At 34.0% G+C, this 22,868-nt stretch carries 19 protein-coding genes; 10 read left to right on the top strand and 9 right to left on the bottom strand.

Annotation, left to right across the window (positions count from 1 at the left end; all coding sequences use genetic code 11):
- Positions 1-9 precede the first annotated feature (9 nt).
- Complete coding sequence (locus tag WD048_13180) at positions 10-1,806, top strand: ATP-dependent helicase (GenBank protein ID MEX0813165.1); 1,797 nt, start codon at positions 10-12, stop codon at positions 1,804-1,806.
- A gap of 770 nt (positions 1,807-2,576) precedes the next feature.
- Here WD048_13180 and WD048_13175 read toward each other — a convergent pair.
- Both WD048_13175 and WD048_13170 read right to left on the bottom strand, forming a co-directional pair.
- A complete protein-coding gene (locus WD048_13175) occupies positions 2,577-4,283 on the bottom strand; it encodes a recombinase family protein (protein ID MEX0813164.1) in 1,707 nt (568 codons plus the stop codon).
- 119 nt (positions 4,284-4,402) lie between these two features.
- The gene (locus tag WD048_13170; GenBank protein ID MEX0813163.1) at positions 4,403-4,582 is read right to left on the bottom strand and encodes a hypothetical protein; all 180 of its coding nucleotides are present in this window, start codon (positions 4,580-4,582) and stop codon (positions 4,403-4,405) included.
- A gap of 137 nt (positions 4,583-4,719) precedes the next feature.
- Here WD048_13170 and WD048_13165 point away from each other — a divergent pair, with 137 nt between their 5' ends.
- The 5 genes from WD048_13165 to WD048_13145 all read left to right on the top strand — a co-directional run bounded on the left by WD048_13165 (position 4,720) and on the right by WD048_13145 (position 8,249).
- The gene (locus WD048_13165) at positions 4,720-5,034 is read left to right on the top strand and encodes a DUF2958 domain-containing protein (GenBank protein MEX0813162.1); all 315 of its coding nucleotides are present in this window, start codon (positions 4,720-4,722) and stop codon (positions 5,032-5,034) included.
- A gap of 116 nt (positions 5,035-5,150) precedes the next feature.
- Complete coding sequence (locus tag WD048_13160; GenBank protein ID MEX0813161.1) at positions 5,151-5,519, top strand: hypothetical protein; 369 nt, start codon at positions 5,151-5,153, stop codon at positions 5,517-5,519.
- Positions 5,506-6,744 carry a type IV secretion system DNA-binding domain-containing protein gene (locus tag WD048_13155; GenBank protein MEX0813160.1) on the top strand — a complete coding sequence of 413 codons (1,239 nt, stop codon included), beginning with the start codon at positions 5,506-5,508 and terminating at the stop codon, positions 6,742-6,744. The genes WD048_13160 and WD048_13155 overlap by 14 nt, the downstream gene beginning before the upstream one ends.
- Before the next feature lie 376 nt (positions 6,745-7,120).
- Entirely contained in the window at positions 7,121-7,888 is a 768-nt protein-coding gene (locus tag WD048_13150) for a fibrobacter succinogenes major paralogous domain-containing protein (GenBank protein MEX0813159.1), read from the top strand.
- 34 nt (positions 7,889-7,922) lie between these two features.
- Positions 7,923-8,249 (top strand): hypothetical protein, encoded by a 327-nt coding sequence (locus WD048_13145; protein ID MEX0813158.1) that lies wholly within the window; start codon positions 7,923-7,925, stop codon positions 8,247-8,249.
- 34 nt (positions 8,250-8,283) lie between these two features.
- On the opposite strand, the gene WD048_13140 is transcribed toward WD048_13145, so the two are convergent.
- On the bottom strand, positions 8,284-11,478 hold the full coding sequence (locus WD048_13140; GenBank protein ID MEX0813157.1) for a hypothetical protein: 3,195 nt from the start codon (positions 11,476-11,478) through the stop codon (positions 8,284-8,286).
- Positions 11,479-11,584: 106 nt separating this feature from the next.
- Here WD048_13140 and WD048_13135 point away from each other — a divergent pair, with 106 nt between their 5' ends.
- The 3 genes from WD048_13135 to WD048_13125 all read left to right on the top strand — a co-directional run bounded on the left by WD048_13135 (position 11,585) and on the right by WD048_13125 (position 15,544).
- Positions 11,585-11,866 carry a hypothetical protein gene (locus WD048_13135; protein ID MEX0813156.1) on the top strand — a complete coding sequence of 94 codons (282 nt, stop codon included), beginning with the start codon at positions 11,585-11,587 and terminating at the stop codon, positions 11,864-11,866.
- 121 nt (positions 11,867-11,987) lie between these two features.
- Positions 11,988-12,563 (top strand): hypothetical protein, encoded by a 576-nt coding sequence (locus tag WD048_13130; protein ID MEX0813155.1) that lies wholly within the window; start codon positions 11,988-11,990, stop codon positions 12,561-12,563.
- The gene (locus tag WD048_13125) at positions 12,563-15,544 is read left to right on the top strand and encodes a type IV secretion system DNA-binding domain-containing protein (GenBank protein ID MEX0813154.1); all 2,982 of its coding nucleotides are present in this window, start codon (positions 12,563-12,565) and stop codon (positions 15,542-15,544) included. Before WD048_13130 ends, WD048_13125 begins: the two co-directional genes overlap by 1 nt.
- 56 nt (positions 15,545-15,600) lie before the next feature.
- Here the strand turns inward: WD048_13125 and WD048_13120 are convergent, their stop codons facing one another.
- The 5 genes from WD048_13120 to WD048_13100 are packed head-to-tail and all read right to left on the bottom strand — an operon-like array spanning position 15,601 to position 19,893.
- On the bottom strand, positions 15,601-16,335 hold the full coding sequence (locus tag WD048_13120) for a class I SAM-dependent methyltransferase (protein MEX0813153.1): 735 nt from the start codon (positions 16,333-16,335) through the stop codon (positions 15,601-15,603).
- The gene (locus WD048_13115) at positions 16,316-17,344 is read right to left on the bottom strand and encodes an ABC transporter substrate-binding protein (protein ID MEX0813152.1); all 1,029 of its coding nucleotides are present in this window, start codon (positions 17,342-17,344) and stop codon (positions 16,316-16,318) included. Before WD048_13115 ends, WD048_13120 begins: the two co-directional genes overlap by 20 nt.
- Positions 17,331-18,095 carry an ABC transporter permease gene (locus WD048_13110; GenBank protein MEX0813151.1) on the bottom strand — a complete coding sequence of 255 codons (765 nt, stop codon included), beginning with the start codon at positions 18,093-18,095 and terminating at the stop codon, positions 17,331-17,333. The genes WD048_13115 and WD048_13110 overlap by 14 nt, the downstream gene beginning before the upstream one ends.
- Before the next feature lies 1 nt (position 18,096).
- Positions 18,097-18,801, bottom strand: coding sequence for an ABC transporter ATP-binding protein (locus WD048_13105; protein MEX0813150.1), 705 nt, complete (start codon positions 18,799-18,801; stop codon positions 18,097-18,099).
- Positions 18,802-18,810: 9 nt separating this feature from the next.
- Entirely contained in the window at positions 18,811-19,893 is a 1,083-nt protein-coding gene (locus WD048_13100) for a hypothetical protein (protein ID MEX0813149.1), read from the bottom strand.
- Positions 19,894-20,006: 113 nt separating this feature from the next.
- Between WD048_13100 and WD048_13095 the strand changes: the two genes are divergently transcribed.
- Positions 20,007-20,621, top strand: a complete 615-nt coding sequence (locus tag WD048_13095; GenBank protein ID MEX0813148.1) for a hypothetical protein — start codon at positions 20,007-20,009, stop codon at positions 20,619-20,621.
- 1,128 nt (positions 20,622-21,749) lie between these two features.
- On the opposite strand, the gene WD048_13090 is transcribed toward WD048_13095, so the two are convergent.
- On the bottom strand, positions 21,750-22,196 hold the full coding sequence (locus WD048_13090; GenBank protein ID MEX0813147.1) for a helix-turn-helix transcriptional regulator: 447 nt from the start codon (positions 22,194-22,196) through the stop codon (positions 21,750-21,752).
- Positions 22,197-22,868 lie beyond the last annotated feature (672 nt).

Genomic DNA, 22,868 nt, shown 5'->3' with positions numbered 1-22,868 from the left:
TCCAATCAGATGTTCACCTGGAGCAATACAGAACTAAATGAAGAGCAGTCTGCTGCAATACTAGAGAACGACAGTATACTACTTAATTCGTGCCCTGGAAGTGGTAAAACTAGAACACTCACTTATAAAATTGCTCTGGAGCTTTCGAAATTGAAAAACCAAAGAAAGTTTGTAATAGCAATCACCTACACAAATTTAGCAGCTGATGAAATAAAAGAAAGAGTGGAACTACTCGGGGTAGACACTTCTCAATTATGGATAGGGACTATACACTCATTTTGCCTAGAATGGATTTTAAAACCCTACTCCCTTTACCATGACGATCTAAAGGATGGCTACACTGTTACAAGCATCCATAAATCTGAAAAGATTTTAAAAGAACTATGCGAATCCTATTCTAACATAACAATCTGGGATATAAATTATCGTGCTACAACTCAGGGTTTTGAAATTTCTTGTTCAGATACAAGAAAAAATGAAGGCGTAAGAGATATAGTTAATGAATATTTATACATATTGAAGGAGAATGGAGAGATAGATTTTGAATTAATACTTTATTACGCATATCAAATTCTTATTAAAGAAAGGAAAATCAGTTCTATTTTATCTAATTTATTTCCATTCATTCTATTAGATGAATACCAAGACACGAAAGAAATTCAGTATCATATTATTTGCAATATTCTACGTGCAGGAAGAGGGAGCACTAAAACATTTATTGTCGGTGACCCTAACCAATCAATTTATCAGACAATGGGCGGATTTCCTATGAAAAAATATGATTTAGATGAATTGATTGGTTTTAGTTTAAATGATTCTTACAGCTTGAAAAATAACTACAGATCATCAAAAAAAATAATTGAATATTTTGAAAATTACAAAACATACAATAACTCTATTAACGCGAAAGGTATAAATAAGGACTTTAATAGTATCGTTACTTATAACCAACTGATTAGCCACAAAGATCTTGAAATTGAAATTGAGCGTTTGCTTAATATAAGCATAAAAGAACATCAAATATCGCCTAATGAAATATGTATAGCCGCACCTCAATGGGTGCACTTGGCAATGATAACTAGAAATCTTATTGCTCGAATGCCTGATCAAAATTTTAATGGACCAGGAATGACACCGTTTTCTAAAGACATAGAAAATTTCTGGTATAAAATATCTCGCATTATTCTAACTGAACCTTCTCCGAATTTATATTTGAAACGTCTTAGATGGTCTGGGGAAGTATTAAACGAATTATCTAATAATCAAATCGATACTTCCTCAATCAGTAAGAAGTCTTTCCTTAGATTTACTAATGGAATAGACATAAAGAAAACTGGCGGACTAGAATATTTAGATGAAGCATTTCAAAATGTGAGTAATTATTTAGGAGTAGAAATAGGTAGAAATAAATTCCTTTCTGAACATTACGAAGCTTTTTTTAGCAGTTCTGAATCTCGAATAAAAAGACTTCAAAAAGAGGGGCTAGAATATATTGGACACATAGATACGTTTCGAAAAGTATTCAAACAAAAGCAAGGAATTACTATATCAACAATACATGGAGTCAAAGGCACAGAATTTGACGTCGTTATAGGTTTCGGCTTACTTGATAGCTGGATTCCACACTTTACTGATGCTAATGGGGATCAAAATGCACAAAAAATGCTTTATGTTTTAACCTCACGTGCAAAAAAGCATTTACACTTAATATCAGAAAAGGGTAGAAAAATCTCTAGGTATAACCCATTTGGATTAACTCCTACACCACATCTGATAAGAAATACACATAAATATGATATTATTTAGATAATATTTTTATTTTATTATTCACTCTATAATCCCTCCGTTTTCCGCTTTATTTATTTTGATCTTATTCATTTACTTTTTTGTTTAGCAAACAGATTCTTCATTTTTCTGAAAGCTAGGCAAATGCGCTATATCAAAAGCATTTAAATTAGTGCCTGAGTTATGCGAACCCCTTTTTGCTATTTATTTGTTATATTCCCTATAAATTTTGTATATCCATAATACAAACTGGTAAACCATACTGGATGGCAAAGTTCTGAAGAATTTAAAATACCTTCTGCTGGTCAGTATATCTTGAGAGCAAAAGATTCTGAATTCTGTCGTACTGAACAAATATTAGACTTTGATTAGTTATATATATTTAGTTTTTAGTTTTGTTATCCGCAGATTCTGCGGAGGTTCATGGAATATTTTTCCTATGTCCAGTTACAATTTTACCCTGTAATACAGACTTACTTTTCCTTTCCGATCACCAGACAACAAAAGCACCTGACCTCTGTAATCAGTCACTTCAATAAGTTTTCTGATAACTAATCGATCAATCGCTTTAGTGATAGACCGAGAAGAAAGACCTGTTTTCTCCCGAAATTGTGAATGAGATATCCTATCCCGGTACTTTCTCTTCCTGGTAACCTTGTTATACCAACCTATGGTTTGCCTGATGATGACTAGAATGACCTTTAATTCAGATTCTGACAGATGAGAGAGATATTCATCAAAGAGGATATTGGGTATAAACGTGGTGCATTTGTAGTTCATAATATTTTAAGCTACACACCATCCCGATTAATTTTCTCATTAAGCAAAGTTCTAATATTGTTGAGTTGTGCCCGCAGTAAGGTACACAAAGAGCTTCTTTTGCCATGAGAGTGTTTATTACCAATGCTCGATCTAGGTTCGAAGCATCTATTTTGGGAATAGTATGTAGTTTGACAATTCTTAATGCTTATAAACAACTTATCCATTGAAATTATTAGTTTTTTATCCTTTAGAACCAGGTTCGAAGCAACTTTATTCACCATTGAATGACGATCCTTTTTCTGACCATTCCTGAACTCAATATGAAAATCTAAAATGGTATTGATGCAGGATTTTAGCTTTTCTCTGGAAATGTTTTTATTAGATTTACATAGGTGAGAAATCTTTTCTTTGACTTCTGAAAGTTCATTTTCTTTTTCAAGGCTCATCTCCTTGTATCTTTCCTGTGTCAATTCCTTATTGAGCCTCAACTCTACAAGTCCTTTTATTTTATTGCCTAGTTCGGTTTTTCTTTTCTTTAATTTCTTAATCTCATCTTTCTGTTGATCCTTGCTAAATGTTACAAACAGAGTTTCGGTGAGCCAATCAGAAAAATCTTGGTGGATATAGTATTTTTCAATTTCATTGACGAGACTTTCTTCAATAGCTTCAATTGTAATTGATCCTTGGGAACAAGACCCTTTGTTTTTTGTGCAATGGTAGTATGTTTTATCTATCACACTTGGGTTTTTCATATCAGATAGATCGGTTTTACACAGAGGACATACAGTGTTCTTTTTGATCGAAAATTTATGTTTGCATTTCGTACAAATTGCTTGGAGTTTATGTTCTGCAGTAATATGACCGCCACACTCTCCACATGAGATAAGCCCTCGGTATGGATAGAAATATGAGCTTACACGACTTGGGTTACGCTTTCCTTGGATTATTTCCTGAACTTGAAAGAAATCTTTATCCGATACCATCCTTTTGTGTTTTCCTTTATACTTTATGATCTCACCATCTCTGTTTTTCCAATAGAAATACCCTCGATAAAACTCATTTTTAAACATCCTGTAAAGGCTGTTTCTTGAAGGAATATTCCCATTCTTACTTCTCAATCCGATCTCTTTGCAATAATCCCGGAGTTGTATAATTGAGGAATTTCCTTTTGCCATTTTTTTCCATACTTTTTTGACCAATGAAAATTTTTTAAGATCAGGTATAATTTCATTTTTGTCTGATGAATTCTGTTTTGCATGTAGGTAGCCCAAAGGCAGATTAACTAAAGGGAACCAACCCCTTTCTGCCTTTCTTCTCATGCCTCTCTGAACATTTACACTCAGATCGTTAACATATTGATTTGCTACCCCAAATTCGACCTGCATCATAAGCACATTATCATTCGGTAGATATACTCTCCCAATGGTCTGAATTTCCTTAATAAGCTCATTTTGGAGCATCCAGCTTATCTTTCCTCCATCAACTGGATTTCGAGCAAGCCTGTCTAATTTCCAACAAATGATTCCATGTGCTTCACCCTTTTCAATTCTCTCTATCATTTTATTAAACCCGTTCCTTCCTGGGGATTTTGCTGACATAGACTCTGTTATGACATCAGAAACCTCAAGATTTTTTTCCTCTGAAATTCTCTGAGCTTCAAAAACCTGGTCCTCAATAGAGGCTTTCTGTCTGTCCTCAGATTCACTTGATTTACGTGCATAGATGAAGTATTTCATATTATAAAAACAAAGAGGGACAACGGCTGAGATTTAAGTAGCACCCTAAATCACCGTTGCCCCTCTTTGGGATTAAATCTCATATTAATTTAGAGTGCTATTCTGATCATATCATAAGTTTAGAATTTATTCACATTTTTATACTTAATATTCATTAACTCAATATTGAGCTCCAGAAAATCCAATGCTTTTTCATGAGCTTCTTCATAGCTCAATTTATCTCCAATCCTTTCTTCATAGATCTCTTTGAATGACAGCACAAGGTGTTTGGGAAGTTTTGTTGGGACTTGGAATCGCATGTGATAAGGATAGCTCTATATAGGAAAATAGATAGCACTGCAAATTTGCCCATCAAGCAAATTTACACTGCTATATTTTGAAAACCCCTCCTGTCATACTCTCTGTGAATTATTAATCATTAAAAACCAAAGAGCGTATGAAACTCATTACAAAATCATTAGAAAAACGGTTTAAGGAAATTGGTTGCCAGGATGGTATCGATGATCCAATCGTCATCGCCAAGTTCTTTACCCCAAGTGGCAGTGCTACATGGTATGCGACAGAATACATCCCAGACGAAAACATTTGCTTTGGGTATGTCAAAGGCCTTGTGCCGGGAGGCGATGAATGGGGGTATTTCTCCATCAGCGAATTGGAGCAGGTGAAATGCCCTCCGCTTAATCTTCCCATTGAGCGGGATCTCTATTTCGATGAATGCAAGTTTTCAGAACTTCAAAATCAGGAGCTATGAAAGTGCAGAAATTGAGAAACGAGAAATTCTCCATAGAGGTCACGTACAACCAAAGAGGAGGGATATACAGTGCAGTATGCTTCATTCGAAACAAGACGTTTGTAAGATATGCGACCATGAACCTTCCCTCATGGCCATCTACCTATAACATCTTGCAGAGAACGAAGCATCTTAACATCAGGAGCAAAAGACCATTTCAACTTGGTCAGGAAATTGACGGCTCTTGTGTCGCTCCCGTAATCTACCTTTTTCATTTGTTCTGTTCTCATTTCAATTGGGACACCATCGCCACCTATAACAAGGTAAGCGATGTTCCATTGATGCCGTATGAACTGGAAAAGTGTATTGAATTTGCCAAGTGGCAAGGTGTTACATACCACAATCGTTGGGATAAGGAGCACATTGCAAAATTGCTCCTTCATATCTCGGATATTCGATTGGAGAGATTGAAAGATCATCTGGCTACCAAACTTGAAACCGTTTAGCCTTCGGGTCATCCTCAAACGTGGGGATGGCCTTTTTTATACCCCTATGTCAGATACCACTTATTTAGGAACTACATATTTTCGCGATAACCCTCAACTCTTTGGGGTTCTTCAGTGTGATAAGTTTGCCCATAGCTATATTTTGGGAAAGACCGGAACGGGCAAATCCTCATTGATTCACAGTATGATATTGCAGGATATCCATGCTCAAAAAGGAGTATGCCTCATTGATCCGCATGGAGACCTGGTTAAAACCGTGCATCGGGAAATTCCAAAACACAGGAAAGGTGATGTCCTGTACTTCAATTTTCCCGATACCGAGTTGAAATTACGCTACAACCCCTTTAGAAAAGTTTCCTATGAAAAAAGAGCCTTGATCGCTTCGAGTATTTTGGAATCCATGAAAAAGCTTTGGTCTGATGCCTGGGGCGTGAAACTTGAACACCTTTTGAGAAATACCATTCTCACACTTCTCGACCAGCCAAAGGCTCGAATCGATGATATTCCCAAGATGCTATTGGACAAGGATTTTAGGAATAATGCAGTGAGGTATGTACAAAACAAAAACCTTCGGCTTTTTTGGAAGAAGGAGTTTCCGCAATATAATAAATATGATTTCCTGCCGGCCTTAAACAAGGTTGGCGGGATGCTTTCGTATCCGGTAATACAGCGGGCATTGGTTGACAATCCAGAAGAAGTTTCATTGCGAAAAGCCATCGATGAAAAGAAGATCATTCTGGTCAATCTATCAAAGGGGCATCTTGGAGAAGATGCAGCCCATATTCTTGGCGCACTGTTCATTTCAACCATCAGCTCAGCGGCTTTCAGCCGTGTAGATACCGATGAAGATAAACGGGTGCCGTGCATGGTCTATATCGATGAATTTCACAATTACACAACCCTTACCCTGATCAATATGCTTTCTGAGCTGAGAAAATTCAAGGTTGGGATGATATTGGCACATCAATATCTCAAACAGCTAGAAGATGATATCAAGCACGCCATTATCGGAAATATCGGTACGCTTATTTCCTTTCGTATAGGTGCAGAAGATGCACAGTTTATAGCTCTTGAAATGTACCCTGAAATTGAAATGGAAGACCTTATTAATCTCCCAAATTACTTTTGCTATATCAAATTAGCTATTCACGGAAAAACTTCAAGACCGTTCAGTGCCAAGACTATTTTGTATCGGGATTTGATTCGCCTTCAAAGCCTTCGCTGAAGAATTCTTCCAGGGTAATACCAAAAGCAATTGACAACCGAACAAGGTTTGAAAATGTAATATCCTGCCCTGTTTCGTATCGAGCATATTGAGTCCTATTAAACCCATGCTGGTACGCAAATTTCTCTTGGCTTGTATATCCTTGGGAAGTCCTTAACTCCTTTATGCGCTTACCCAGATTTGCTATCTGAGATTCAACTATTGAACTATGTTTTGACATAGTCCAAAACTCTATATTAGACACATTTTAAACACCCTCTTATAAATCACCATCTTTTAAGTAGAATTTTAAATTATTTTTTCTATATTCGTATAGCAATGCTAATCACAATATGCATATCTAAATCAAATTTTTAAACGAAAAATAAAGCAAATCATGAATTACTGTATTGTACACCAAATGAAATTCTTCACCTTATTATTCATCTCGATGTTAGCATTGAGTTCATGTGAGAAAGATGATTCAGCAGAAGACAACAAAAACAATAATAATAATAATAACAACCAGCAAAGTAACGCCTGTGGGACAACTACAACGGTAACGGATATTGATGGGAATACCTACAAAGTTATCTCTACTGGAAATTTCTGTTGGATGGCAGAAAATCTGCGAGTTACAAAATTCAACAATGGCACTCCTATACCTCATAAACCAACTAGCCAAGATTGGTATGATGCAGATGGTGCAGCATGGTGCTACCTTAATAATGATCCGAATACTGAAGAAAAGTATGGAAAAATGTATAAAGGACACACTATCCAATTAGCAAATGATAATTCCTTGAATATTTGTCCCGAAGGATGGAGGTTACCTACATGGACCGAATTACAAAGTTTTGTGAAGAATGATTTAGAAGGTCCTTCTAAAGAGGAGAAAGCAAACGAAGTGAAATCAACATCTGACTGGGATGGAACCCAGGGAAATAATAGTACTGGTTTCAATGCCTATCCAGGCGGATATAGGGATGGAGGTTCAATTTCTAAATTTGTGTATGTTGGTGAATTAGTTCAATTTATGACATCGTATATTTCAGGCTCAGCTTCCACTCAAATCACCACACTACGTTTAACTGATGATGATGTGACATTAGGTGATGTAAGTGTATTTGACGGTGCATACTGTAGATGTATTAAAGATAAATAAGCCCTTACTTGGAAAGATTTAAAACCGCTTAATTATGAAAAACCTAATCATTTTCATTCTCATAATCCTAACCGCATATTGCTATGGGGCTGATGGTATAATACTGGAAACAGATTCAAGCACCGTACATTTCGACCCATTAAAAAGCTTTGATGATGGCAGTACAAGGGGTATGCAAATCGTTGAACTTCCAATAAATAGCGGTATGATGATGAACAACATTATAATCTACCAAGATCAAGGTTTTGATTTTGATTATAACCATTATATGGGAAAACCATTTTTCACTTATCCTGATTCAGTAAGGCAAATGGCAATAGAAAAATGGAAGCAGTTTTATGAGCTCTTGGAGAAAGAGTAAGGGCAATGTGGCCAAGCATCAATAGGAGGCTTCACTAAGTTATGGTGAATACTTTATAGGGGATAACGGAATTTTTTCTAAGCCTAGGCTGGTACGTTCCGGGTAATTCTTCTAAAGTATAATCATTGCTAATTTCCCAATCATTGTTGGATTCTGCAATTCGTTTAACAAACTCAGTAATTATAAGATAAGTTCTGTCTGGTTCAATGACTGGTTTCTTAGAAGTCCAAGTTGAATCATCATTTGAAATCTCTTTATAAAAATTGGTGGTTCTTGAAACAACTTCAAACTCTCTTCCAGCATGTATCTTGCGGTTAGGATAATACCTTAACTCGCCTTGAAAATTCACATCACATCCAATCCTAAACCTGACGTTGTTTTCTGTACTGCATGACTTTATTATTGAAAATATAGATAACACATCCATAAAGTTTTCAACGATAGCAAAATTACCATCATCTGCTGATAACGTTACGACCTCTTCTTTCAGAATTAAGTTTATCTTTTCAGTAATAGGAAACAAAACATTTTGTTCAAGGCCAACTCTATCTTCAATTGAAGTTGACCCAATAACATCCCACATCACAAGATACTGTGGAGGAGGTAATGTCTGAAAACTATTATTTTCTAACGATTTTGATTTATGCTCTATATCAGCGAATAACGAATAGCATTCGTCACACGTATCAGCTACATGTACAAATACTCTATAGCATCTTTTTATTAATTCATCATAACTTAAAGTGTCTTCGTGTTTATTTAAATCAATCAATAATATTTTGATGTTTTTAATTACTTGTGATTTCTGAAACACACCGTATAACAAGTGAGAGTAGTGCTCGTCATTCCTATCATTAGAAGCTTCAATGACATTAAGAATTGACTCTAGTCTAAATGATATAGTCTTGTCTTTATGTTTTTCATCTGTCTTGAATCCAGCCTTAGTTAAAAAAGTTCTACATGCTGACGAAACAATATGTGCAATTCTTAAAGTGATAATTAATTCATTTAAATCAGACTCTTTAGAATCAGAAATTTTTCTTATTTTGATTTTCTCTCTAAGTGTATCCCATATTCTACCTACAATTCTTTTATCGTATTCTTTAACGCGTTTGTCAATATTCAATATTACATTATCAAAATCATTGTACAATTCTTTTTTTAGAGTAACTTGAGCTGTAAAATTAGCATTTTCATAAAGTGTTTCATTTACACTTTCAAGTTTTGCAGTGTTATTTTTTTCAAGATATAACAACTCATTAAGGCAGTTATAAATATTGTGTTTTCGATGATAAAGCCAGAGTCTAAGTTCTGCTGATAAAGCTTTCCAATATTCAGAGCTAGATCCTAAACTAGTAATTGCAACAAGCAATTCTTGATCACCTACCACTTTGCAAAACTCAGCTAAGTCTTTAAAATTATAATCAAGACTTTTTACAATGTCTAGTTCGTTTAAATCATAATTTTCAGAAATATCTTTAGCTATATGATATTTTTTACTTTTTGGATTTTGAAATATCAACCCTCTATCTTTAGCCCATTCAAGAAAATAACTGTTTTCATTGCCTTCTGTAAAACAAGAACGAGCTCCATATTTATCGTACTTTATAAATATTCCCAATCCTGAAATAGGCTTACGATCTAGATCCTCAAAACCAAAACTATCTGACAATGTTAACACAAGATATTTTTCAAGTAAAATTGCAGGGATATGTTTATCTTCAAAGAATTCAGACAAATTTTTTAAAAGCTTAATGATCAATAAAGATCTTTGAGTTGCTTTTGATGAACATTCTCCGACCCTAAAGCCTCTACCCCAAACCTTAGATTCACTATTAGAAATATTCATGTACTTTGGAACTACATTTCCTGAGTCAATCAAACTATCTAGAACTCTATGTAATTCATTTACTTCGACATTTTCTTTAGTTCGGTTTCTTACTATTTCCTCAATTGATTTAAAAGTTACTCCAAACTTCAATCGACTTTCTTGATTGTAATTCTCATCTTTTCTTGTTGGTATCTCAAGTTTAGCATGTTGACAATAAAAAATAGTACTCACTATGTCATAAACGCTGAAACTTTTTTCAAGTTGTTCATCTAGATATTTGTTATAATCATCTTCGTATTCTTTAGGAATTATATTAGACTTTAAATTATTTTGTCCATTACCTTTTATGGTTAAATTAAATAACTTTCTGGAGGAGATTATTTTAGTTACATTTTTCCTGAAATCAGATGATAATTCCAAACCTACAATTAATTGCAAGTCAAATTTGTCGACATGTAAATTGGTTAAATCAAAATAGTTTTCTAAAAGGCATCTATGTTCTTGGAAAAAGCTTAGGGAATAAAAGTAGTTTATAAATACAACTAACGATCTCGAGCTTGATTTTTTACTTTCATTCTTCATAAATGCACCATACAACTTCTCCCAAAGAGAATTCAAATACGCATTATCAGACGCCATGTTATTCACATCTGATTCGCTAAGATTGCGAAGTGCTATAGGAACAATTGATAATCGATTCTTTTCTTCATTTATAAAGAAACGAAACTTAGTTAATATTGACTTATTTCCACAAGAATCATCTTCTTTAAACAAAAGAGTATATGAATCCAAATAAGAACCATTAGAGTTTTTAATGTAACTAATTGTTTCAAAATCATTTGCAATTGTTTGAAACTTGAGATCTACCATTTCAAGATCACTAAAATCTCCATATACATACAGGATTGGATGTTCTACATCATAAGGTTTTCCCAATAACTTAAAGGAGGAAATTAAGCTTCCTACATAATTTGGTATTTCATTTTCCAAGATAGGAGTTGCAACATTCCTGTCAATAATTTCTTTTACCCTCGAAGGCGTGTTAATTGAATATTTGAATGGTGTTACCTCAATCTGTTTTTTAGAACCATCTCCAACTTCATTGATTTTCTTTAAAACATTCGTAATCGTAGACCCATACAAAACAGAATCGTCAACTACTTTTATCTTTTTAATGTTTGGAGTTATATAAGGTATTGAGTGTTCACTAAAAACCGAGGATAGGATTTGAGGAGCTAGAATCTTATCCCTAACTAAAAGTTCAATTAATCTAGGGCTTTTACGCGAGATTGCTAGAATACTTGATCCACTAGCACCAATATTCTCCCCCCATTTCTTAGCATCACTAGAATATTTACGTGAGAATTCTGAGATCCTTATTTCCTGTGACTTTAACAAATTAAATACTTTCCTTATTTCTAATCAGTAGTTGATTTGCAAAAGTGCTATTTTTTTACAAAACAAACAACTATTAACTTGACTTTCAGAGATTGGCTATTATATAATGAATAAAAAATATATGCATGATTCAAAAGTTCATTTATTATTCCCAAAAGATACGGTGATAAGTTTAGATCTAGATTATCTAAAAAGCGGAGCAAAAAAACAATTCTTCCGCGAATTAGATAAGGAGTCTATTCCTTATGCAATTGATGAAGATGAAGTTATACATTTTCAAATGACAAAAATTGCACGTAATAACAGCAATAGAAGTTATTTACTAATTAAAATTTTAGATCAATATTCTCGCTTAGAACGAATTATTGAGTTAAATGTAAATACTTGAAAAGTTAAAAAGCAATATGATTATCATATTGCTTTTTATTTTTGGTAAATTTGAGAATTCATGTTAATACTTTCAGTTATTTTTCATACTTTAGGGATATTAATATGTAAATCCCTCAAGTATGGCTGTTGTTTCTATCCTTTTCAAGATTTTCATTGGCTTTATCATCATTGTTGCAATATACCGCCTCACAAGGGGCTGGATACCTTCTGAGTCATTAGGTTCATGGAGGCAATCAGTCGATGATTTTAATTATTCAACCCACGAATTCTACAATCAACTTTCCGAAAAGATTCACAACAGTGGTGTTGAAGACATTGAAACCAAAACAGTAAATCTCAGTGAAGGAAACTTTATGTTTTCAGCCAAACGCTCCTATCTACGCATCACTTGGAAAAGGCGTGTGATCGATGTTTGTGCCGCACCTTTTGGCAATGGTTATTTTTTCTCTTGGTGGCTCTTTGAAAAAGGCCCTATGTGGCATCAAGTATTTCTGGTGATTCCGGTAATTGGAAAACCACTATTAAACCTCATTGTACCCAATACCTACTACAAAATAGATACAAACAGCATGTTTCAGTCTATGGTACATTCAAGGGTCGTGGAATTGATAGATTCAATATTGAAGGATCATGACTCACAAGGGCTCACCCAAGAGCAGAAAAAACCTACCCATACTGATCTCTTGAAAGGATAATGCACCCTAAAATTTCAAATACCGACTTTCTCACGGCTCAATTCTATGCATGGGAGATTCGTGGACGTGGCTGGCATACCCACACCACCCCAATTCGCCTTGAGCCGCCCTATATTCCCTTTGAACGGCATCTGCTCCCACTTAACACCCAAACTACCGATGATGGAAAGCGACACACGCTATTGAGCACGATTCAATCAAGTGTTGCCCGTTTGATCGATACCACCTCGAAAGTGGAAGCAATCCATCAGGATGATATTGAAGACTACCTTCAAGCAAGATTCCCAATTACCCCTCACGAGGTAGGAGAAGAGGAATATGGATGCTACAGGGAATTACATCTTGGATTTACCGAACCCTTTCAGGGTAGTGTTCAGTCCATGAAGGACTTTATCAGCAACCTACGCCATATAGGAAGCCCCATTTCTTTTGAATATCTGGCTGATGGGAGAAAAAGATCATTGTACATTTCGGTACACCGCGATGATTATGAACGTGTATACGCACAGCTCAATGTGCATTTCCCCGGGGTAATCATCAAAGAAGAAAAATACATACTGGAAGTATTATTAGCCGATTCAAAAACTGCCCAGGTCATTGATTTTGCCTTATCAGATGAATTTATGCTCCCCCTTAACATCCACGAGGGCAATCATACCGAAGTATTAAATGGCCTTATGGGGGCTTTGCATATGGTGAGGTTGGGTGAAGTTGGTGCTGTCCAAATTCTTGTTTCTCCCACGACAGCTCCCTGGGCTACCGACATACGAAAAGCTGTGCGTGATGATACCGGGCAACCGTTTTTTCTCGATGCGCCTGAAATCACAGACCTGGCAGAAGAAAAGCTCCGTTCTCCGCTATTATCGGTATCAATCCGTGTTATCGGTGAAGGCAATTCTAATATACGGAGTTTGGACATCATTCGACAGATTACACAATCCTTAGCGATATTTGATAACCCGGAGGGTAATTCCCTGATTCCGCTTGATAATGACAATATTTCAAGAAAGGATCACATCAATGACGTGATAACCCGTCAGACCCGTAGAGCTGGTATGATCCTCAGCATGGATGAGCTTGTATCATTGGTTCACATTCCACAAAGCGCAATCGCCCACCGCATCATATTTGGAGGTGTGCGAAAGACAAAAGAAGCACCGCCCAATCCAAAAGACGCTACATTTCTCCTTGGGAGCAATGTACATGGCGGTCAAGAGCGTGAGGTTTATTTAGATTTGCAGGCCCGATTGCGACACCTTCACATCATTGGGGCAACCGGCACTGGAAAATCCAACCTACTCCTCAACCTTATCGATCAAGATATCAAGGCTGGTGTGGGTTGTGCCGTCCTTGATCCACATGGAGACCTTATCGACAGCATACTTTCCCGCATTCCCGATTCACAGGCCGAGAATGTTGTTCTTGTAGATCCATCAGATACTGAATACCCTATTGGCTTTAATCCGTTATCTGCTCAAAGTGAAGTTGAAAAAATCACCCTCTCTTCTGACCTGGTTTCTATGTTTCAAGAACATGCCACCAGTTGGGGTGATCAAATGACTGCTGTGCTGTCCCATGCCATCAATGCCTTTTTAGAAAGCTCAGAGGGAGGTACACTCATGGATTTGAGGCAGTTTCTCACTAATCAGAAATTTAGAGAGGAATTTCTAGAAACGGTAGAGGATGACATGACCCTATTATATTGGAAACAGGATTTCCCTATGCTGAAGAGATATTCCCTTATGCCACTATTGACCCGCCTAGACACTTTCTTGCGGCCAAAGATTATCAGAAACATGGTGGCTCAAAAGGACGGCCTCAATATTGCTGATATTATCAATTCGGGAAAAACTCTTTTGATAAAGTTACCCCAGGGGTTAATTGGTGAAGACAATAGCTATTTGTTGGGTACGCTTTTTGTCGCCAAGCTCTATCAGGCAGCCCTATCACGTCAGAATATTTCTAAAGATAGGCGTAACCCGTACTTCCTGTATATGGATGAATTCCAAAACTTTATGACTCCATCCATGAAAGGAATTCTTTCCGGTACCAGGAAATACGGATTGGGATTGGTATTAGCCCATCAGGACATTGCACAGCTTGGCACTCGTGATGCAGAACTTGCCAATTCGGTGCTTTCTAATCCAGCTACACGCATATGTTTTAGGGTTGGTGATTTTGATGCCAAGAAATTAGAAAGTGGCTTTTCCTTTTTTGATAGTGGTGATTTGCAAAACCTCAGTGTTGGAGAAGCAATCTGCAGATTAGGCCAAAGAGACCGGGATTGTAACTTGGTGACGTATGAAGTCAAAAGCCATGAGGATAAGCAAGTGGTTGATAAAATTATTGAGCATTCTAGAAAACACTACTCCCATCCGGTTGAATGTCAAAGCAGGCATAGACCTCCTGAACCACCTAAAGAGTCTGAAAAGGAAGCGGAAGAAAAAACAAGTAGTGCTGATGTTGTAAAACCTCAAATACCAGAACCGAAAAGTAAGGATTTTGATGAAAGCGTAAAGCAATTCATTTCAGATCATGAAAAACGAAAAGAAAAATCATTGCACCGACAACTGCAGGAGAAAGTTAAAAAACTGGCTGAAAGTCATGGATATAAAGCTACGATAGAAGAACAGCTCCCCAATGGTGGGCGTGTTGATGTGAGTTTATTAAAAGATGGAAAGAAGTTTGCTGTTGAGGTTTCTGTTACGAATACCGCTGAATATGAGGTGAGGAATATCCAAAAATGTTTAGAAGAAGGATATGAAAAGGTGTTTTTAATTTCTGAATCGGATAAAAATTTAGATGCAATTAAGAAGTTGCATGGCACTGTACTTCAAAAGGATGAAAGGAAGAAAATAAGACTATTGAATTATAGAGGATTCTACGAAATATTTAAACCCACAATCAAAAAACAGAAACCAGAGATTAGTAGGATTAGGGGGTATAGGGTGAAGATTAATAGGATGAAAAAGAACGATTAAAGTCTCATAAATATATATTATTTTTATTTAAGATAAATAAAGAAGCATTATTGCTTTCAAACTTTTATTAGCCTAAAAGCTATTAGTTTCGGTAAAGTATTTTCAGAAACTTTTTTATTTGGCAAATAAAGTTCATTTATCTTATCAACAAAGAAACCATTTTTTTTAATAATTAATAAATAATCTTCTAATGTTCTATGGTATTTTGAAACATAATGATCTAGCCACTTATGTTTTCGAAAGCCTCTTAACGCATAATTTTCACTACTACTTGAAAGTCTTTCTTTAACATCATCGGTAATATTTTCAAATTTAGCAGAATAATATGGATGATTAACCGTAAATATAAATACCCCTTTTTCTTTTAACCATCCTTGTATTTTTTTAAATACTAAATCTAAATTCTCAATATAATGCAATGCTAGTGAACTACTGACAATATCAAAAGAATTCTCACCAAACTCAACTAATTCAATATGATCATGAACAAACTTGATTTTAGAATTTAAATTTTTTGAAGCAATAATCATTCTTTTAGATGAATCTACCCCAATAATGTCTTTACAATCTTTACCTATACAATATTCACAAAAGTCACCAAATCCAGAACCTAAATCTAGAATTTTTTGATTTTTGACTATAGGCAAATTTTTTCTAATAAAAGGTTGCTCAACGATATTATTAAGAGAAAATGGATCTTTTCTATATTTCTGATACGCTTTAAAGAAACTTTCTTTATCGTATATATTGTTAAGGATTTTTAAATCCTTTTTATTTAAAACTACTTCCATGTATTTCGTTTACTAGTTCATTTGTAAAAGCTTTATTTATATTCGGTTCTGAATTTAATAAACCAAAATTATAAAATAATTGTGCTGTCTCTTCCCATTTATCTTTCGACATAACTCCAATATGATCTGGTCTTTTTTCTAATAGGTAATCTTTTGTAGCTTGCCAAATTTTCATTTCTGCACCCTTCTTAAGTTTTGGGTTTACTTCTAAGACTATATTGACCACATCTTCATTTGGCATTTTCTGAGACTCTTCTATGCCTCTAAAAGCTGCTGAAAGGAACCTTATCAGTTCTTCTCTTTTATTATTTAAGTTGTATTCAGTAGTAAAGAATACATTTCCTCCAGTTTTAATACCATAATCATGTGGATCAATAATGTTTACATTATACCCTTGGCTTTCGGCAAAAATAGGTTGATTTGTTATAAATGCTGCTGTAATAACATCAACTGTACCGGAAAGAAGGGGTTTCAAATCAAAACCAACATTTATTTCAGTTAATGAATCTTTACTTACACCTTCTTTTTTTAACAATGCAGAATAAACAGTATATGTGTCTGAGCCTGGAATAACTCCAATAGTTTTACCGATAAAATCTTTCGGAGATGTTATACCTGAAGAGGCTAGGCTCATACTTATTGCACCCGAATTAATATATTCTTCTGCAATTGCGATAACTGGAATACCCTTTTCTCTTGCAATAAGAATTTGAGCATAACTGGCAAGACCTATATCGTCTATTCCAGATACAACAGATTTAATTGGATCAATTCCTGCCCCTCCTTCATGAATAGTTACCTCTAGATTTTCATTATTAAAATATCCTTTTTTTTGAGCAACGAAATGGTGAGCAAAAGAACTGTATTTAATCCATTTTAAACGGAAATTTATTTCCGTTAATTGGTTTTCATGTTTGGATTGTTTTTGGGTAAAGTATACCCCCAGCGATATTGAAATTATTAAAAGTATAAACAATATACTTGCTATAAGAATGCTACGTTGTTTCATTATAATATCGATTAATTTTTAAGACTGACTCTAATAATACAATAGATGAGAAGAATAGTATACCCAACAATGAAGCAAAGATTATACCTGAAAATAATAAAGGTGTATCTAAATTCATAGAAGCTAAATTAATAGTTTGACCAATTCCATTTTGAGCCCCAAACATTTCAGCTACTATTGAACCAACAACGGCCATTGTGGATGATATTTTCAATGCCGAAAAAATAGATGGCAATGCACTTGGGAACCTCAAATAAAAAAATTCTTTTATCTTAGATCTAGTCAATGTCCTGAATAATTTCAAAGCATTTTCATCCACATTTTTAAATCCTAGAGTTGCATTAACAACCAAAGGAAAGAAAGAAACAATAGAAGCCATAACAATCTTACTTTCAATGCCATAACCAAACCATATTATCATTAATGGTGAAAGAGCAATTACAGGTGTAGATTTTAACGATATAATTAATGGATAAAGGATTTTTTCAAAAAAAGGAAAATATGTGAATAAATATGCAATGACTAAGGAAAATATGTTAGCGATAAGAAATCCTCCAAGAGCTTCAATTGCTGTTATCTTAATGTCATTTAAAAGGGAAATATAATTTATGCTTATTGAATTTATTATTGAAGAAGGAGCTGGCAATATAAATTCCGGAATGTTTGATGTGTTTACTAGTATCTCCCATGCAACTACTAAAATTATGAAGAAAATAATGGGATAAATTAAACTGCTTTTAAAATACTTCATATTATAATAATTCTAAAATCTTATCCTTAATTGATTGCCTTTTCACTAAATCTGATTTTGATTTACTATCAAGTTGAATTTCATAAAGAATCTTTGCAGGCTTATTTGAAAGAATAATTAACCGATCTCCTATGTTTAAAGCTTCTTCAATCGAATGTGTCACAAAAACAACTGACGTTTCGAATTTTTCCAGCATCTTCTTAAAAAGATTTTGGGTTTTTACTCTACTAATTTCATCTAGACTTGAAAAGGGCTCATCCATCAATATAAGTTGAGGTGCAAATAACAAATTTCTAACTAAAACTGATCTAGCTTTCATCCCACCAGAAACTTCTTTTGGATAATAATTCTCATAGTCTAGTAAATTCACTTCTTTCATTAAGAAATTATAATTTTCGATAATACTATTGTCTACCTCTTTATCTTTTAATTTAAAAGGTAGAAAAATGTTTTTTTTCAATGTAAGCCATGGAAGCAATACACTCTTTTGGAAAGCATAACCTATATTAATAACGATATCATCATCAAAAATTATTTTCCCAGATGATGGAGCCTGTAGACCACTTATAATATTTAATATAGTAGTTTTACCACAACCAGACGGTCCAATAATAACAACAATTTCACCTTTATTCACATCAAAAGTCAGTTTGTCAATCACATTTAAATTGCCAAATATTTTATTTATGTTCTCTACTTTTAGCATATTGTTTCCTCAGGAAGCCTTATATAAATAACTAATGTTTAGATTAATACTATCCTCTTTATGAATAGCAGCTCCAATTTCTTTCATTATTTCTGCTGTTGAACTTTTTTTATGATAACGTGGTGCAATGTAAATACTTACCTCATTTTCTGGAATTTCATCTGAACTTATTAGTCCAAAAAAATCGAAGTTGCTTAGACTAGAAATTATTTCTGATGCTACTCTTCTTAGTTTCTGGTTTATAAATTCTACATCATTTTCACTTTTGTCACAATGTGAGATTGATAATTTTATCTCAAATATAGTTAGCTGTTCAACATCAACTCCGAGAGTTTCCAAGTTTACTGATTCTTTCCAAATTTTGTCTAGTGTGAGGTCATCATTACCAATAATATTTTTTTCTTGAATCTTTAATAAATCTGAAACAGATTTATTAACATGCTTCATATAGGCATCAAGAAGCTCTATTTTTTTTGGTTCTTCTTTAGATCCCAGGAAAAACAACAATGCCCCTTGTAGGTTGTCTATATTTGGATTTTCTATATCTTTTAATATTGGATAAGCTAGTATAGATTTAAATTTAATACGGTGAACTTCGCCTAAAAACGGTAATGCAGCTTGATTAAAGTTTTTAGCATGAATAGCTGAATATTTATATTTACTATTCCTAATCTCCCTTGCTAATTCACCTAAAACACCCCAACTATCTGGGCATTGGCTATAAGTGATGAAATCATAGTATGTAGGAAAAACTCTCCTCGCAAGAAAAAGCCTGTTCGAACCAGACCAAGAAAAATAAGCTAGTGCAATTGTTTCATTATTATTGGAATCTATTCTTTTAATACCTTTTTGGAGTGCCTTAAATATTATATTCTGGTCTTCAGTATTGATAAAATTTTCTATACTATCTTTAATACTGATCTCAGCATCTTTATTGTGTTGGTTTTGAATCTGGTAATAAATACTTGATAATATAGGGAATAAAAATTGATATGGAGTAACTTCCTCTTGAATATCTAATCGGCTTTTTACTTTTGATAATACTTTTTTTAATTCCTGTGTTGTTTTAGTCCCTAACTTATCAAACTCCATACAGTACAATTATTTGACATGTTGTGAATCTACGCTTTTTAGCAAGAATCTCACTAAATATTTTTTGTTTTAAATTGTGCGCATGTCTATATTGATAAAAAAATCGCAGACCAATGAATGATGATAAAAAGTATTCGTATGAATTACACTTAGTTTCATATAATGACACATGCCTAAAGCTAATACCATATAGGCATGAAAAACTTATTATAGAAGATACGCAAGTTTGCTTAAACGAAATAACTTCTGTTCATGACTTTGAAACTGAACTTGAAGCTGTTAATTTTTTTAATGAAACGGTTGAAAACATATTGAGTTCTGGACAATCTGGAGAGTTTCACATTAAACTAGAATACATGAAGGATTTAGTTTCATTAAATTCAGATTCGATTAATGAAGATAATATAAGCAAGCACTATCCAAATTTACCTATTTCTATATCTTATGATCAAAACTTCTTTATCGGAGGTTTTGGCTGGGATATTCACATTGATGGAGTGTTTAATGAAAAAATAAAAAACTTCTTAATCAAGAATAACTGGGTGTTTCTTAATTATAAAGCTGATGATAATAAAGGGAAACTTACCACTTTAACTCAACATTTTCTCTCAAAAGAAGAGTGTGAAGATACATTTGATAGAATAACTGGTTACTTAAAAAAAGTAGGCGGATTTTCTGGTAATATATATTGGGAAGAACCAGTTAAATATTATATATCAACGAGGTGATTTCTAGGATATTAAGTTTTTTATTGCAAGAGTCTTCTTATGACACGTCTTTTTAACTTACTCCATTTAAACCCTGCATAAATACCTTTATTTATTTTAATCTATTAATAAGCGTTGTTCTTTAAGATTACTAAAATCAGAATTGTATATAAATAAGATGCCCGTGAGTAGTTCTTTTACTTACCCACGGGCTTTGTTATTGTTACATGTAACCTTACTAGGTTCTTGTTATGAATGTAAATAGAAAAATCAAGTTTATAGCTTAGCTATTTTTCTACTGATTTGATCTATTGATCTGGGCTTTGGTAGGCTATAATAACTTCTAAGATCTTATCTTGCCTTTGCCCGCGTTTCATACCGTATCTGTATATATTATACATTGTACACTTAACAAACTAATCTACTGCTGTGAGATTAGAACAATGAACCATGATGCAATTTTTTTCAAATAAAAGAACATCGAATTTTCATTGGTTTTTTCTTGAGATTCGATTGTTATTTTTGTCTTTTCCCTTTTTTCAGACGAATTAGACATTCGTTCGAATTTCTCTTCAATAATTTCAATTTTTCTGATTTCCATAAGATTGAATTAATTGATTAAACTCTGTAAATATTAATGAAACACGTGTATAATAAAGACGCTCTTACGAGTTTAATCAATTATGTATCAACTGATAATGTAGTCATTTTGTCTTGAAATTATTGAAACATTTTCTGTTTATAAGAAAATTGAGAGCGGGTGCTTCATAGGCAAAATTTTAATTAGAAAAAATGAAATAAGAACGTCATTAAATCCTTATTATACAAACTTAATGTACACAGCATTTAATTAGTTCCGAGATACCTAAATTTTTAAATCTTGCAATCAAGTTAGCAAATGAACAACCTGTAGAAAGCAAGGAAGATGTCAATAAGGTACTATCTTTTTATCCGAAGCAAACATCGGACTATTTAAATCCCAATATACTCCGCTAATCGGGATTCACTTGACTATCAGATTTCAAATGTTGTCATATTGATTACAGGGATTCATATTTGACTCATAAAATAGTACATCCTAGTAAATTAAAGTCTCAATCGTACACCTTCAATAGAGCATTGTAAAAGAATGATTTTTTATTGAATTGCTCATTTATTTTTTTTATTATCATTAAGGAATCCAGCCATTTTGTTAAAAGCTTTTACAGAAACTGTTTCACCACCCTCAATCTTCAATATCGTCTGCCTGTCTATCTTTATAAGCTTAATTAATTCTTTTACAGTTACCCCATTTTCAATCCGGTATTGATAGAGTTTTTCTCCGATGGTCTTTGCTTCTTTTATACAAGGATTATACCCCAAGAATGTTATGATTTTCGGCATTTGTTTTATAGTAGGTTTTGATCTTCCTTTTTCCCAAAAGGTGATCGTGTCAGTGGTAACTCCAATGAATTGAGCTACATCTTTTTGATACAATCCTAAGTCTAATCGTTTCTTTCGGATATGATCACCAATTGTTGTAATTTTGGTGGGATATGCGACCGGCTTTGGTTTTAGTGCTTTTAATGTCTTTTTTAAAATGGGGTACGCAACCATGAAAATAAAAGCACACATCCAACATAAAACAAAAGCGTGTTGAATAACGACTGCTTATTTTATAAATGTATCTCCATAAAGTCCATTAAAGGATATAAGACCTTCTGAGGCTTCTGTGAATAAATACCTGTATACCTAAACGTTTCAAGAAATTCTATTGCATTTTCCCATATGTTTTTGCACTCTTAGAATCAATCTATTTGGACAATATCAAATAAACTTACAAACAATTTATCCACATTTTATTTTTGCTTATAACTTTTTGTTATACAGTAAATTATTTGATGAATAGCAAATGAAAATTATATTGTATTACAACTTATAAACAGTCCTTATTTGTTAATAATTGTAAATAACGATTCTTTCCCCTTACCTTAGTCACATATCTATATTTTCAATTTGAGTATTGAAATATAGGCTTGAGCACATTCTGTTCTTGCTGTGAAAAGCAAGGCTATTAATGATAATAGGAAGATTTCGCCCTCTTTAACCAGGGTACTTATTTTATAAATATTCATCAACCAAAAACCGTACTTATGAAAATGTTGTCGTTATTATCACTGCTTTCTTTCCTGATGTTTTTTGGAATCCCGGCACAGGCGCAAAGCAATTACAAACCCGGGCTGACCGCTACGGGCATTTCACCGGACAAGGTACTGCTCAACTGGCAGG

The organism is Chitinophagales bacterium (genome assembly GCA_040877935.1).
In the GTDB taxonomy this organism is placed as follows: domain Bacteria; phylum Bacteroidota; class Bacteroidia; order Chitinophagales; family CAIOSU01; genus JBBDNB01.
This window is presented reverse-complemented; position numbering and strand designations above follow the sequence as displayed.